Raw genomic sequence first — 13,347 nt, forward strand, 5'->3', positions numbered from 1 at the left:
CCGAAACATCCCTGGCGCACCATTCCGCTAGGACTTGGTTGCGCTCGAGGGAGGACGCACTCGTGGCTCGGCAGGGTGATGGACCCGATGGGGACGCCGTGAACACCGACTGCCCACTGCACGGTCGGGCGCGGAATGGCACTGCGATCGACGACCCACGCGGTGACCAGGCGCCGGAGCGCGAGCAGGTCGACTGGGCGGGGTTACCCGTCAACCTGGACCTGGTCTTCTCCCAGGAGAAGTGTGACAAGGTCTACGTGCAGCACCTGCTGCGCAAGCGCGAGACCCGGCTGTGGCGATGGTTGCACGACGGCGCGCCGCCGTGCGCCTGCGAGATCGCGACCGACCATGAGCGCCTCGACCCGAACGCGGCCGAGTCCATGTCCAGTCGATAGCGATCCTGCGCCTGCCCGCGATCGGCAAGCATGTCATTTGATGTCGGCACCGACAACAACAGCTGCTGTAGGACCCGTCTTATCTAGGCAATCGCCACGCCCAAAGTATGACTAAGCATTGAAACGAACTGTGCGCCTGCGGTGCACACCCGCGGGTTCACTCGACCACAATCGAAATCGTCTGGATTGCGTTGCCACCGTACCCAAGGCGATTCCATTCGGGTTGCTCGGGCTGAGTGCGGCCGGCCAGGTCGGTCGCCCGTGCCCGCACAGTGCTGGGTCCACCGACGTCGCAGTACGTCAACAACTCCCACCACTGCCAGCTGTGTCGGCGGCGTTCACCGATAAGTCGTGCGGGCTGCCATGGACCTTCGCCAATGGAGACGTCGACCCGTTCGATTGGCGCCGCGCCCGACCACGCAACGCCTCGCACTACAAATTCCCCGGCCGGCACCGAGGCGCCGTCGGTGGGCTCGGCGATCAACGCGCGAACGCGCTGCATGCGGACGGGCTCGCGGACAACGGCACCGCCACGCTCCCATTCGTAGTGGTACCGCTTCGTCTGGAAAAAAGCCTCGAACGGATGGCCGATCACCTCGATCTCCGTCAGCCACTTGACCGACGCCACCGAATACCAGCCAGGCACGATCAGCCGGACGGGACGGCCATGCTGGAGCGGCAGTTCTTCACCGTTCATCGCGTACGCGACGAGCGCACCTGTGCTGACCGCGTCGTCCACCGACAGGGCACGCTCGAACCGCACGGGTGCCGTTGCGCCGTCGACCAATCCCGCATCAGCACCACGAAATACGACGTCGTGGGCGCCGACCGTCAGGTGGGCCCGGTCCAGGATTTCCACCAGCGGAACACCCGTCCATTCGGCGGTGCTTGCCGCTCCAAAGTTCCACTGCTCGCCCGCGACTGGCGGTTCGAAATGAGCCCGTCCGTTGCCGGCGCACTCCAGCGTGACGATGATCGACTGTGACGGCATGTTCCGCAGATCACGCAAGCGAAGGCGCAACGGCCGCGTAACCAGGCCGGTGACCGCCAACTCGTACGGCTCTGGATCCAGCACCGGCGTTGTGAAGTGGTTGCGGACGTAAAAGTGCGTGGCCGGCGTCACAACACCGCCGATCAGCGCGGGGAGCGAGGTCTCACAGTTCAGCGGCTCTTCCCGTTGCACAATGAGACCGGAGTCCCCACCATGCCTGACGACCGGCAATCCGGCGGCCGCCCACGCGCACATGCCGCCCGCCAGGTTGACGGCGTCGAAGCCCGACCGGCGAAGCGAAGCGGTCACCGCCGCGGAGCGCCCACCCGACCTGCACATCACCACGATCCGTCGGTCGCAAGGCAATTCATCTTTTTGGGCAAGCACGCGACCGACCGGCAGCAGTATCGCGGTCGGCGCGTGCTCGATACACCACTCATCGGGCTCACGCACGTCAAGCAGCAGTGCCCCACCGTCGACTAATGCCTTGGCGGCTCGGGGGCCAATCTGCGGTGTGTCGGCGATGATGTCGGCTTCGGCGCCACACGACGAAGGCAGACCAGCACTCTGCCAGGCCCCAAATCCCCCAAGCACGTCCGACACGTCGTCGAAGCCCGATGCCCGAAGCACGCTGGCGGCCACCATCGACCGGTAGCCGCTGGCGCAGTAGACGACCACCGGGGCTCTAGGATCAAGAACAGCCAATGAATCCGTCAAGGCCGGCAGCGGGATTTCGCGCGCACCTGGGATGGTGCCCTCAGCCGCCTCCTGCGGCCCGCGAACGTCCACGAGTTGCAGGCGGGGCTCCAAGCCGCGGAATTCGGCGAGCTGCTCGATGGTCAACCGTGACGTCGCCTCAGCGAGATCTGGTCTTCGTGCGAAAACCTCTGCGAGGTCGCGTAATTGGCCTACGACCCGATCGAAGCCCACCCGCGACAGGCGGATTTTCGATTCACGCGCCAGCACGGCATCGCCGACCAACACGATGTCGCGGTCCGGTGATAACACATTGCCGGCCCATTCGGCGAACCGTCCCTGCAGGCCAACATTGACCGCACCGCGGAGATGCCTCGACGCATAATCATCCGGCTCCCTGCTGTCCAGGAGGATGGCGCCGGCTTCGGCCCGCTTGCACACGTCGTCGATATCCAGTAACGACGGTGGATTTTCGTCAAGGAGTGGGCGCAGCTGGCGATTGCGGTGTGCGGCGAACTCGAAGTACCGCGGCCGCACCGATTGCCCCTTGGTCACCGCGGCGACGAATTGGTCCACATCGATCGTCTGGAGCGCGTAGTTGGTCTGCCGCTGCTCACCGATCGTCGAACTGGTCTCACTCGATAGCTGCTTGCCGCACACGGATCCGGCACCATGCGCGGGAAACACTCGCGCGGTATCGGGCAGCTTCAAGAGTTTGCCATGCAGAGACCCAAAGAGTTTCGCAGCGAGCGCACCCGCCGAGAAGCCCGAGGTCACGAAAAGATCTGGGCGCCCCACGTCACCGACGAACAGCGTGTCACCGGTGAGCACGCCGTAGGGCACCTCGTCGTGGGCATGCTCGTAAACCACGATGCAGATCGACTCGGGAGTGTGACCGGGCGTCGCGAGAACCTCGAGGGTCACTTCTCCCAACGAGATCCGCTGGCCGTCCCGCAACGGCTCGATGGGGAACTCGACATCGGCGCCTTCACCGAAGGAGACCAGCGCCCCGGTGGCCGCCGCCAGCTCCAGGTGACCGCTCAAAAAGTCGGCGTGGATATGTGTCTCGATCACCCGCTCGATTCGCAACCCATGCTCAGCCGCTTCATCGAGGTAGTCGTCGATGTCGCGACGTGGATCGACAACGACTGCGCGACCGGTGGTCTCATCTCCTATCAGATAGGACGCATGCGATAAACAGCCCAGATAGTGCTGTGTGAAGATCATCTGGTTTTCCCCCTCAAGCCGTGTCACCGGTTACGCGGCGCCGGTTGCCCGTACACGGCCACCACGACGGTGCGGTCGAGGCTGTTGTCTGACCACACGCCGATAGCGGTGTTGGCGCAGTCGCGGATGATCGCCATGTCGTCGGGGTTGTAGTACCACTGGTTGACTAATTCTAGGCTGCTGATGGCTATGGCTGGGTTGATAGCCACCGTCTCGGCTGCTTTGCCGCGGAAGCCGGCGGCGTTGGCGCGGTCCTGCGGACTCGAACCGTCGGATCCTATGTCGTCGTTGATATTCCGGTTGTTGATCATGTCTTCCGCGTGCCATTCGGCGGCCAGTGTCAGCGCGTTGTCCCTGATGACGTCATTTGTGCAGCCTGCCTGGTGTTGCAAGGTGTAGACGGCGGAGACGACAGCGCTGTTGAGCCGCTTATTGTCGGCATGTGCGGTAGGGGCCGCCAACACTCCTGTCCCCGAAAGAAGTACGGCAACCGGCAGCACACGTGCGCTGCGGCCTATCGACGCGATCATGGGACCCCTCGAATCACACCGGGTCGAAACGTGAAACCAGCCATCGGCCGTTGACCTTGTCCAACGCCACCCGAATGACGGGCTGGGTATCCGTGGGAGCGCCGTCGCCGATGGTCACTGTCTGGTTGACGAACAACAGGACCACTGCGTGGTTGGCGGATACCGAAACCGGTGCTGCCGCATTTACTTTTGCCACCGCCGATATGTGCTTTTCTTTCGCACCCGGAATTACGACCTCGCGGGTAAGTGTGGTGTACGCGTCTTTGAAATCGCCGGTCAGCCGTTCCCGCGCCGCACCGAGATCCTTGTCCACCGAGTCCGGCTTGTACGACAACAGGGCGACCGCGTCTTCGCCGGCGACCCGCACCGACTCGGTGCGGGCGAGCGCGAGGTCATCGGCCGAGCCAACCACCCATTTGAAGTAGCCCGACGCCAGCGCCAGCAGCAACGCCAATGCGGGCAACGCACCATAAGCGAGGACACGCGACCAGTTGATCCGGCGCCTTTCCCGCGTGGTGTCGGGTTCGTCGTCGGACCCCGGGTCGACCTCGTCGGCTGCCGATTCTTCTTGCGTCGTAGCGTCTTCGGCCGCCGGACCTATATCTTCCGACATCGCCTCGGATACTTCCGCGTCAGCATTGACTATCTCCTCGTCGCCCGTGGCGGCGGTGGTTTCGGTGTTGTCGCGCAGAGTCGTCATGGCACGAACACCACATTGGACACCTTGGCGTCGTCGCCAACCGACCGAACCTCAATTCGCATGCGCCATTCCCGCGGCGCCTCCTCGCCGCCGGCGGTCCGCGATTTCACCGCGACCGCCACCAGCACCTGAGCCGAGTCGCCCCGCTGGGATTCCAGTCCGGCCTCGGTCACCGTGCCTTCCGATTTCGACTGGGCCGCTTTGACGACTTCGATGAACGGCTTGGACCGCTGCTCGAAATCGTCACGGAATGCCCCGGTGGCCAAATCGAGGACCCGCTGCACGTCGGCATCGACCTCGGTGTAGTTGATCGTTGTGAGGTTTACAGCGCCCTGGCGAGCAGTCTGAACGAATAGATCGCGGCGGGCCTGGGCCTCATGCCTTTGGTAGGTGCTGTATCCGAGCCAGCCGGCCAATCCGGCCAGCGCCGCAACGACGACAGCGCCGGCCACCAGCGCCGATCCGACGCACGAAAGCCGCCGACGGGTGGCCCGGTGTCGCCAGCGCCCGAGCCAACCTTTGGGCCGGCTTTCGTGCTCTACTTGCGGGACGTCGGCTGCCGTCGGCTCGCCGAGTGTCTCCTCAGTGTCAGGGGTCTCAGGGGTATCGGGGGTTTCAGGCGCGTCGGCCATTTTGCTCCTCACTCACGAAAGGTCCTGGAATTGCTTACGGTTGCGGGACAAGAAGTGACTGCCAGTCCTTGGCACGCGGGTGCGCCAAATCGGACTCGGTGTAGCGGCGCCCGTCAGGCCCGATGTAGTCACCGGTTGCGGGGTCGTAGGTTGCAACCGCTACCGCCGCGGGCGGTGGCGCGGTGCCCCGCGGCGGTGGCAGTCGCGGATCCTGTCCCGGCGGATACTGCGGCACACCCTGACCGCTGTAGGTGGCGTTAGGGTCGCCCTTCCAGTTGTAGCCATTGTTGAGCGGCACGTACTCCTCGTCGCTTTCACACAGCTCGACCGTCGGGGCACGCTTCCACGGCTTGCTCTCGCACGGAATATTCCGCGCCCCACGGACATTGAACTCCGAGTCTTGCGGCACCCGGCAATACATCTCCGCCGCCGGCCGGTCTGGAGCGTCGACGCTGGCCGGCGAGCGGCGCTGCGTTGGCGGCAGGTATCCGGTCGTGCACGGTGGCGGCAGGTTGATATTTAGGTTGAAGTCCAACTGGGCGCCCCGGTACTCCTGTTTGGTATTAGAGCTCGCCACGACGATCGCGGCCATCGCGGCGATCCCTTGCGGTAACAGCACCAGAAGCTGCTCGATGTCGTGGCGGTAGACGACGGCGATGTCACCGAGGCTCACAAGGTTGGCGAACAGCACCGGAACCGCGGGCGCCACCCGATCGAACAGCGCGCGACCTTCCTCCAGCCCGGAACTGCCCTGCGTCAGCAGATCTCGCACGGCCGCATCCTGCGCCTTGAACTGCGCCATGATCGCCGCGGTTCGATCAGCCCACGTAGCGATCGCGTCCGATGTCTGCACCTGGGAGTTGAGCACCGCCGGTGACTGGTCGATCAGGGCGGCGAGCGGGTCGACGGTCCGTCCTCCAGCAATGGCCAGTGCAGTTGACCCGTCGACGATCCGGGACAACTCGGGCCCGAGGCCACCGACCGCCCAGTTGGTCTCGTCAATCACGGTATGCAAGTTGTCACGCGGAATCGCCTGTAGCGCACGGTTTGTCAGGTCGAGCAGATGTCCAATATCGACGGGCACATCGACGCGGCCGGCGGGAATGACGTCGCCGGCGCGTAGCGGTCGGGAAGGTCCTCCGTCCTTCTCGGGCTGGGGGGTCAGTTCGATGTATTGCTCGCCGATCGCCGAGCGGCTGTGCACCGAAGCCTGGACGTCGGAGGGCACCTTGACGCCGGATCTCATGGCGAGCACCGCACGCACCCCGGTGGCGGTGACTTCGACCGACTTGACCTGGCCCACGTCGGTGCCGCGATAGGTGACGACCGAGGTCTGGTAGAGCCCGCCCGACTGCGGCAGGTCGACGGTGACGTTGTACTCCCCGACCCCGAACAGTGTCGCGGGCAGCTTCATGAAGTTGAACGCCATTGCGCCACAGGAAACTACCGTCACCAGAGTCAAGATCGACAACTGGATCCACGTCCGGCGATTCAGGCGCAGCATTCAGTATCCCCCGAAGTGGTACGGAAAGGTCAGCGGGTTACCCCCCGTCACCGGGCTCGGCTGCATGCCGATTGTGCGTCCCCACTGCAGTTCGAGTTGAGTGAGATTACCCTCCCACCGTGAGCGGGTGAAGAGCCCTTGGTCTATGCGGCTCAACGTCAAATCGACGATTAGGGTGAGGTTGGCGTAGTCACCGCGGAACCAATTCCTCGCGGTGGACGCCGGCCAGGGATAGGCCACCAGGCCGTCCAGGCCCTTGGTGAGCGATGGCCCGGCGTCGGCGAGCGACCGCAGCACCGGCGCGATGTTGCGCAGGTTGTTGACCAGAGATTCCTTGCTCTGGTTGACGGTATCGGCCGCGATCGCGCTGAACTTGCCGACCTGATCGATCGCATCGGCGATCTTGGCGCGTTCTTCAGCCAAGATCGCCAGCGCTTTGGGCACGGTCATCAAAGCCTTGTCGACGACCGGATCTTTGGCGGCGACCTGGCCCGCCAGCGAGTTGAGGTTCTCGGCGGCGGCAATGATGTCGTCGGTCTGGGCGTTGGTGCCGGCGATGAACTCATCGAGCTGGCCAAGCAGGCTGCGCATGTCGTTTTCGCGGCCGGCGAATGCCTTGGCGACCGCCTGGTTGATTTCCTGCAATTGCGCCATCCCGCCGCCGTTGAGCAGGATCGACACCGAGGCCAAGGTCTGCTCGGTGGTCGGATACATGCTCGCGTGCGACAACGGGATGACCGACCCGTTCTTGAGTTCACCGACCGGCGGCTCGTCCTTGGGCGGCGCGAGTTCGATGTGCATCGAGCCGAGCAGGCTGGTCTGTCCGAGCTTGGCGGTCGAATTGGCCGGCAGGTGGACATCGCCGTTGATACGCATGGTGACTAGCGCGTGCCAGTCTTGCAGCTCGATCTTGGTGACGTTGCCGACGTTGACGTCGTCGACCCGACCGCAGGTGTTTTCCTGAATGGTTACCACGTCTGGCATCTGCGCCCGGACGACGTAGGAGCCCGGCCCCCCGCCGGCGGTGCCGGGCAGTGTGAACGAATTCAGGCCCCGCCATCCACATGCCGGAAGCGCGGCAATGCACACTATGCCGAGCGCCGCGGCTATCGCGCGTCTCATGACGGACCCACCGGGAGCATCAAATTCTGCAGCACTTGGGTCGCGTTCATCAAGGTGTTCGGCGGCTGAGACGGCGCCTGAGGCGCCACGGGTTGCGCCGCCTCGGCCAGTCCCGGCTGCTCGGCAGGAGACGGCTGCGACCCATCCGCGGGTGGGGGTGTCTCGGGCGGCGGGGTTGTTTCAGGGGGCGTATAGCCGGGCCGAAGCCAGTCCTCGCTGTAGGTGATCTCGTTAGGCCGGGCCTGGGTCCCGACGAACGGGTTGATCCCCACCGGAATGTAGTTGTAGATGCGGTTCTTGATGATCGGAATGATGTACTGCAGGCACAGCTTCGACACTCGGTCCAAGCGCAGGCGGGAGGCCGCTTCGATCGAGCTGCAGATCCACTGCGGGATGTCGGCGAAGTTGTTCAACGCTATGATGCCGGTCATCGCGCTCTGCGCCGGCTGGTAGATGTTCAGAAAATTCTGGAACACCGTCGGGGCGACATGCAGAATCTGTTTGATATCACCGCGGCTGTCATTCAGCGCGGTCGTGATGGAACTCAGCCGGTCGAACGTCACACCCATTGCTTCGCGGTTTTCGGAAAGAAAGTCGCGCACATCCGCCAGCGCCTGATCCAGGCCCTTCACCGCGTTGGCGACCTCGTTGGGTGTGTTCGAGAACAGCGTCGTCACGCTGGCCAAGTTCTGGTTGAACGAGGCCAGCAGATCACTGCTGGAGTACAGCGCCGACACCAGCAGCTGCAGATTGCGCACCGTGCTGAAAATGTCGTCGACGTGATCACCGAGTGCTGAGATCGCTTCCGACAGCTTGATTATGGCGTCACGGGCGGTGTCTCCCTCGCCACGCAAGTTGTCCGCGGCCGAGTTGATGAACTCGCCGACCGAGTTCACGCCGCCCGGGCTGGTTGGCTGCAGCGCGTCGGTCAGCTTTTCCAGCTGCTTGCGGAAGTCGTCCCATTCGACGGGAACCGCGGTGCGGCCCAGCGGGATCGACGCGCCGGGGCTCAACTTGGGCCCACCGGAGTAGGCAGGGACGAGCTGGATTGCCCGAGAAGTCACGAGGGACGGCGACAGGATTGCCGCCCGGGCATCGGCCGGGACCGGGTACTGCTTGTCGACGGAGAATGTCACCTTGGAGCTGGTGGGCTGCGGCTCAATCTTGTCCACCACGCCGACGGCGACGCCCAGGATCCGAATCTCGTCACCGACGAATAGGCCGTTGGCCTCCGCAAAATACGCTGAGTACGTGTTCTTTTCGACATCGTTCCATAGCTTCTTGCCGACCAGAAACGAGGCCGCAGCGAGGGTCACGACCAAGCTGACGGCGGTCACTCCGCGAAGAGTGCGCCGACTCATGTTCACTGCCCACCGTTTTCGACGGGCGCGGGACTGGGCTCAGGGGGTGGGCCCGGCGCGGGTCCCGGCGAGGGCGGCTGGGACCAGATTGGGACCGGCGCGTTTTCCGGCGGCACGGGCGGGGTTCCGGTCGGCGGGTCCACCGACTCCGATGGCAGCCTCTGGTTGGGGTCCAAGAAACGGTCATACATTCGCGCGTCGATCGTCGGCCCGCTTATCTGGCCGGGGATCAGGTTAGCCACGTAGGCTTTGAAAAATGGTCCGGAGCCCAGGCATTCGCCAAACGACATCGCATATCGTTTGAACTTGGGCAGGGTTCTCTGCAGATCTTCCTTGCGGTTGTCGAGGACCTCGAGCACCCCGTTGAGCTTGTCGAGCGCCGGCTTGAGTTGGGTCCGATTGTCATTGACCAGCCCCGAGATCTGATGAGAAACCGCAGTGAGGTTGTTCATCAGGGCGTCGAGTGAATCTCGTTCGTCCAGCAACGCTGCGAGCAACGCGTTGGAGTTTGCGACCAGGCCGGCGATCTGCTGGCTGCGTCGGCCCAGTACCGCCGAGACCTTGTTGGCATTCCCCAACAGACCTCGCAGCTGCGCGTCGCGGCTGTTGAGGGTCTCCGAGAACCGCGCGACGCCCTGCAGCGCGGGTTTGAGATCGGGCGGTGTTTCCTTGAAGGTGTTGGCCAAAGTGGTCAACGCCGAAGACAATTGGGCGGTATCCAGACCACTGATGGTGGTTGTCAGGTCGCCCAGCGCGTCGGGAAGGTCATACGGTGAGGTGGTACGTTCCAGCGGAATCGTGCCCGTCAATCGCCCGTCGCCACGCGAGGTGAGCTCGAGCATCTTCGCGCCAAGTACTGTCTCCGTCTTGATCGCCGCTTCGGTGCGGTCGCCCAGCGCAATGCTCTTGCGGACGCTAAAACCCACCCGGACCTTGGTGCCCTCCAGGCGAACGTCTGAGACCCTGCCGACACCCATGCCGGAAACCCGGACCGTACTGCCGGATTTGATACCACCGGCTTCGGAGAAGTACGCCGAGTAGTCGTTGGTGTCCTTGATAAACGGCAGCTTGTTGTACTCGAAGGCGGCAACGACCACGCAGGTCACGATCACGGTACCCATCAGCCCTATCAGGACGGGGCTGCGCTGGCTGAGCGGTTTGATGTTGATTCGCTTCACTGCGGCGTGCACCGCCCGCTGGGCTGGCCGAATAGCTTGACGAAAATCGGGTTGCCCCCCTTGCCGTTGAGTTTCAGCAACACTTCGCACATGTAGAAGCCGAAGTAATCGCCATTCAGGCCCTGCCGGGCCAAGACCTGATAGATGTCGGGGAGATCCTTGAGCAGTTTGTCGACATAGTCGCGGTCGGACAGCACCTGCGCAGACATGCGGTCGGTCTCGCGCACCACGTCCTTGATCGGCTGGCGTGCCTGGACAAGCAGATCGGCGACCGACCCGGCGGCCGCGTTGATGTAGGCCAGCCCGGTGGAGATGTCATTCTTGCGCTGCGCCAAGCCATCCACGAGTTGGGATAGCTTGTCCAAGCCGTCAGAGAACTCGTGGTCGCGCGCGGCGAAGGTGTGCAGCACGGTGTTCAAGTTGGTGATCAGCTCGCCGATCAGCTCGCTGCGCCCGGCCAAGGTCGAGGTCAGCATCGAGGTCTGCGCCAGCACCGAGGCGAGGGTGCCGCCTTGCCCCTGGAAAATCCGCAGCAATTCACCGGACAGGGCGTTGACCTGATCGGGATCCAGCGCCCGGAACAGCGGGCGGAATCCCCCGATCAGGGCATCGATGTCCAGTGCGGGCGACGTTCGTGCCAGCGGAATAGTCGCGCCCGGCGGCAGCCGGCGTGGTGGGCCGGGGCTCTCTTCGAGCGCGAGATAACGGTCGCCGATCAGGTTTTCGTAGCGGACGACGGCTTTGGTGCCCTCGGTGAGCCGCACGCCCTTGTCCACCGCGAAGCCGACGGTGACCGTGCCGTCGCGATGGAGGGTGAGGTCGCCCACCTTGCCGACCTCGACCCCGGCGATGCGGACAAAGTTGCCGGATTTCAGGCCGGAGATGTTCGTGAAAACTGCTTGATAGCCGGTGCGGTCCTCGAAGCGCAGCTGCCCGAACACCGCTATCAGCGAAAACGTGAATACCAGGCAGACGGCCGTGAACAGCGCGACACGGGTGATGGTGCCAGACAGCTTCCTTCTCATGGTGGTGGCTGCCCCCCGCGGTAGAAGTAGCGCGGCGGTTCCGGAGGGTTCTTGGTGGTCGGGAAGTAGTTGGCCCACCATGGATTGCCGACCCACGGGGTGGTTCGGATCTCATCCGGAGCGGCGCCCCAGCCGGTGTCGGTGACCAGCGCACGCACTGGGAAGTTCGCGCTCGGGTCCGGCAACGAACCACAGCTGGGCCTGCCCCCCGGGCCGCCGGTGGCATTGACCTTTGGCAGGTGGTTCGGGTATCGGTACGGGTCATCGCCGAACAGCAGGGCGGCGTCCAGGATCACGGAATAACCGTTGCCGCCCAATGCGTCTCGGCCGCCGTGGTCGACGTACCATTGCGCACCCTGGAACAAGCACGTGTAGGTCGGGGAGTACTTCTGCAGCAGTGCCGTGGTTGGATCGAGCAGGTTAACGGACCGCACGATGTTCGATTCGTTGGTGCCGATGACGCTGATGCCGGTCTGGCTGAAGCCCACGGCCGACAACAGCAGCGTGTCGAGCGACCGCTGGTTTTCGGTCAGGGTGGTGCTGGTGGTCGCCGCGGAGTCGAGGATCGACAGAATGTCTTGCGCCGCATCGGAATAGGCGGCCGTCGTTTTGCCGAACAACCGCCAGTCTTTGTGAATCGTTCCCATCCGGGGGTTGACGGTCAGCAGCAGGTTGTTCGCATCGGTGATCGCCTGTCCGAGCCGATCGCCCTTGCCACGCACTGATTGTGCGAAGGCCGACAAGATCGCGTTCAGCTTCGCGGGGTCGAGGGCTTGGACCACCGACTGCAGATTCTCGAAAACCGTGTTGACTTCGACGGTGACATTGCGGGAGTGCAGCACCGCGCCGGACTTCAGCGTTGTGGGGCTAGGATGGTCGGGCACGATCAGGTCGACGTACTTGGACCCGAACGCAGTAGTCGATTTGATCTCGGCCTCAAGATTGCTCGGCAGGTATTTGAATGGTCCCGGGTCCATCTTCAACTGCAGCTGAGCGGCCTTAACGTCGGTGCCGATCGAAGCGACCTGGCCGATCTGCACACCGCGCAACTTGACCTTGGCGCCCTGTTCCATCACCAGTCCCGCCCTGTCCGACACCAACGTGAGCGGGATGAATTCTTGGAATTTGCCGGAGAACGACGCTGCGGTCAGCGCGACCAGACCCGCGACGAGGATGAACAACGTTGGCGCCCACCAGATCGGGTCGATCTTGCTCGTGCGGACACTATTTCTCCTGCTGGGTCCGCTGCTGCTGTGGTTGCTCATACGGTTATCCCGACAGGTTGAAGTTGCCGGACTGCCCGTAGACGGACAGCGAAATCATCAGGGCCACGAAGGCCGTGACGATCATCGATGACCGCACTGAACGACCGACCGCCTCCCCCACGCCGGCGGGACCACCTGTCGCGGTGAAACCGTAGTAGGTGTGCACGACCATCACACCGGTCGCCATCGCCAGCACCGCGAAAAACGACCACAACAAATCTGTAGGACGCAAAAACGTGGAGAAATAATGCTCGTACACGCCACGTGACTGGCCGTAGATATATAACGTGCCGAACTTGGACGCGAAGAACGACATCAGCACGGCGACGGCGTAGAGCGGGATGACGACCAGGACGCCGGCGATAATCCGCGTCGACGCGAGATACGTGATCGAACGGATGCCCATGACTTCGAGCGCGTCGATCTCCTCGTTGATCCGCATCGCGCCCAGCTGGGCGGTCGCGCCGGCACCGATCGTGGCGGCCAATGCCACCCCGGCCGTGCACGGCGCGATCATCCGGACGTTGAAGAACGCCGACAAAAAACCAGTCAGCGCCTCGACTCCGACGTTGGACAAGGTGTCGTACCCCTGTACCGCGACTGATATGGAGGGGACTTTGTCAAGGGGCAGGGTGAAGCGGCGGCCGCAACCGTCGTCGTGGCCGCCGCTTCGTTGACCGGATGAGTCCTTGGTGGCGTCGAGCGTGTCGTGTCGACGCGT

Annotated in this window: 12 protein-coding genes and 1 pseudogene; 1 reads left to right on the top strand and 12 read right to left on the bottom strand. The window is 63.7% G+C overall.

Annotation, left to right across the window (positions count from 1 at the left end):
- Nucleotides 1–62 precede the first annotated feature (62 nt).
- Nucleotides 63–395 (top strand): hypothetical protein, encoded by a 333-nt coding sequence (locus tag ACLP4W_RS00805; RefSeq protein ID WP_442383163.1) that lies wholly within the window; start codon nucleotides 63–65, stop codon nucleotides 393–395.
- A 157-nt stretch (nucleotides 396–552) separates the two neighbouring features.
- Here the strand turns inward: ACLP4W_RS00805 and ACLP4W_RS00810 are convergent, their stop codons facing one another.
- The 12 genes and pseudogenes from ACLP4W_RS00810 to ACLP4W_RS00865 form a co-directional block, all read right to left on the bottom strand.
- The gene (locus ACLP4W_RS00810) at nucleotides 553–1,944 is read right to left on the bottom strand and encodes a molybdopterin-dependent oxidoreductase (RefSeq protein WP_442383188.1); all 1,392 of its coding nucleotides are present in this window, start codon (nucleotides 1,942–1,944) and stop codon (nucleotides 553–555) included.
- Nucleotides 1,945–1,947: 3 nt separating this feature from the next.
- Nucleotides 1,948–3,309: pseudogene (locus ACLP4W_RS00815) on the bottom strand (MBL fold metallo-hydrolase); the annotation flags it as partial.
- Between the two features lie 23 nt (nucleotides 3,310–3,332).
- A complete protein-coding gene (locus ACLP4W_RS00820; RefSeq protein WP_442383165.1) occupies nucleotides 3,333–3,839 on the bottom strand; it encodes a CAP domain-containing protein in 507 nt (168 codons plus the stop codon).
- Between the two features lie 13 nt (nucleotides 3,840–3,852).
- The gene (locus tag ACLP4W_RS00825) at nucleotides 3,853–4,539 is read right to left on the bottom strand and encodes a hypothetical protein (RefSeq protein WP_442383167.1); all 687 of its coding nucleotides are present in this window, start codon (nucleotides 4,537–4,539) and stop codon (nucleotides 3,853–3,855) included.
- Nucleotides 4,536–5,171 (bottom strand): Mce protein, encoded by a 636-nt coding sequence (locus ACLP4W_RS00830; protein ID WP_442383169.1) that lies wholly within the window; start codon nucleotides 5,169–5,171, stop codon nucleotides 4,536–4,538. The genes ACLP4W_RS00825 and ACLP4W_RS00830 overlap by 4 nt, the downstream gene beginning before the upstream one ends.
- A 34-nt stretch (nucleotides 5,172–5,205) precedes the next feature.
- Nucleotides 5,206–6,675 carry an MCE family protein gene (locus ACLP4W_RS00835; protein WP_442383171.1) on the bottom strand — a complete coding sequence of 490 codons (1,470 nt, stop codon included), beginning with the start codon at nucleotides 6,673–6,675 and terminating at the stop codon, nucleotides 5,206–5,208.
- A complete protein-coding gene (locus ACLP4W_RS00840) occupies nucleotides 6,676–7,797 on the bottom strand; it encodes an MCE family protein (RefSeq protein WP_442383173.1) in 1,122 nt (373 codons plus the stop codon).
- Nucleotides 7,794–9,158 (bottom strand): MCE family protein, encoded by a 1,365-nt coding sequence (locus tag ACLP4W_RS00845; RefSeq protein ID WP_442383175.1) that lies wholly within the window; start codon nucleotides 9,156–9,158, stop codon nucleotides 7,794–7,796. Before ACLP4W_RS00845 ends, ACLP4W_RS00840 begins: the two co-directional genes overlap by 4 nt.
- A gap of 2 nt (nucleotides 9,159–9,160) precedes the next feature.
- A complete protein-coding gene (locus ACLP4W_RS00850; RefSeq protein WP_442383190.1) occupies nucleotides 9,161–10,279 on the bottom strand; it encodes an MCE family protein in 1,119 nt (372 codons plus the stop codon).
- 53 nt (nucleotides 10,280–10,332) lie between these two features.
- Nucleotides 10,333–11,361: an MCE family protein gene (locus ACLP4W_RS00855; protein WP_442383177.1), complete on the bottom strand. Its 1,029-nt coding sequence runs from the start codon at nucleotides 11,359–11,361 to the stop codon at nucleotides 10,333–10,335.
- Nucleotides 11,358–12,626, bottom strand: coding sequence for an MCE family protein (locus tag ACLP4W_RS00860; protein WP_442383179.1), 1,269 nt, complete (start codon nucleotides 12,624–12,626; stop codon nucleotides 11,358–11,360). Before ACLP4W_RS00860 ends, ACLP4W_RS00855 begins: the two co-directional genes overlap by 4 nt.
- 4 nt (nucleotides 12,627–12,630) lie before the next feature.
- Nucleotides 12,631–13,347 (bottom strand): ABC transporter permease (locus tag ACLP4W_RS00865; RefSeq protein ID WP_442383181.1); only part of this gene is annotated, 717 nt, incomplete at its 5' end.

The sequence above is a fragment of the Mycobacterium sp. genome (assembly GCF_052145595.1).
GTDB lineage: Bacteria > Actinomycetota > Actinomycetes > Mycobacteriales > Mycobacteriaceae > Mycobacterium.

What these genes read in the sequence shown, in the direction of transcription:
- ACLP4W_RS00835 (WP_442383171.1), bottom strand. Translation starts at nt 6,675, where the DNA reads ATGCTGCGCCTGAATCGCCGGACGTGGATCCAGTTGTCGATCTTGACT.
- ACLP4W_RS00860 (WP_442383179.1), bottom strand. Translation starts at nt 12,626, where the DNA reads ATGAGCAACCACAGCAGCAGCGGACCCAGCAGGAGAAATAGTGTCCGC.
- ACLP4W_RS00850 (WP_442383190.1), bottom strand. Translation starts at nt 10,279, where the DNA reads ATGGGTACCGTGATCGTGACCTGCGTGGTCGTTGCCGCCTTCGAGTAC.
- ACLP4W_RS00825 (WP_442383167.1), bottom strand. Translation starts at nt 4,539, where the DNA reads ATGACGACTCTGCGCGACAACACCGAAACCACCGCCGCCACGGGCGAC.
- ACLP4W_RS00845 (WP_442383175.1), bottom strand. Translation starts at nt 9,158, where the DNA reads ATGAGTCGGCGCACTCTTCGCGGAGTGACCGCCGTCAGCTTGGTCGTG.
- ACLP4W_RS00855 (WP_442383177.1), bottom strand. Translation starts at nt 11,361, where the DNA reads ATGAGAAGGAAGCTGTCTGGCACCATCACCCGTGTCGCGCTGTTCACG.
- ACLP4W_RS00820 (WP_442383165.1), bottom strand. Translation starts at nt 3,839, where the DNA reads ATGATCGCGTCGATAGGCCGCAGCGCACGTGTGCTGCCGGTTGCCGTA.
- ACLP4W_RS00840 (WP_442383173.1), bottom strand. Translation starts at nt 7,797, where the DNA reads ATGAGACGCGCGATAGCCGCGGCGCTCGGCATAGTGTGCATTGCCGCG.
- ACLP4W_RS00830 (WP_442383169.1), bottom strand. Translation starts at nt 5,171, where the DNA reads ATGGCCGACGCGCCTGAAACCCCCGATACCCCTGAGACCCCTGACACT.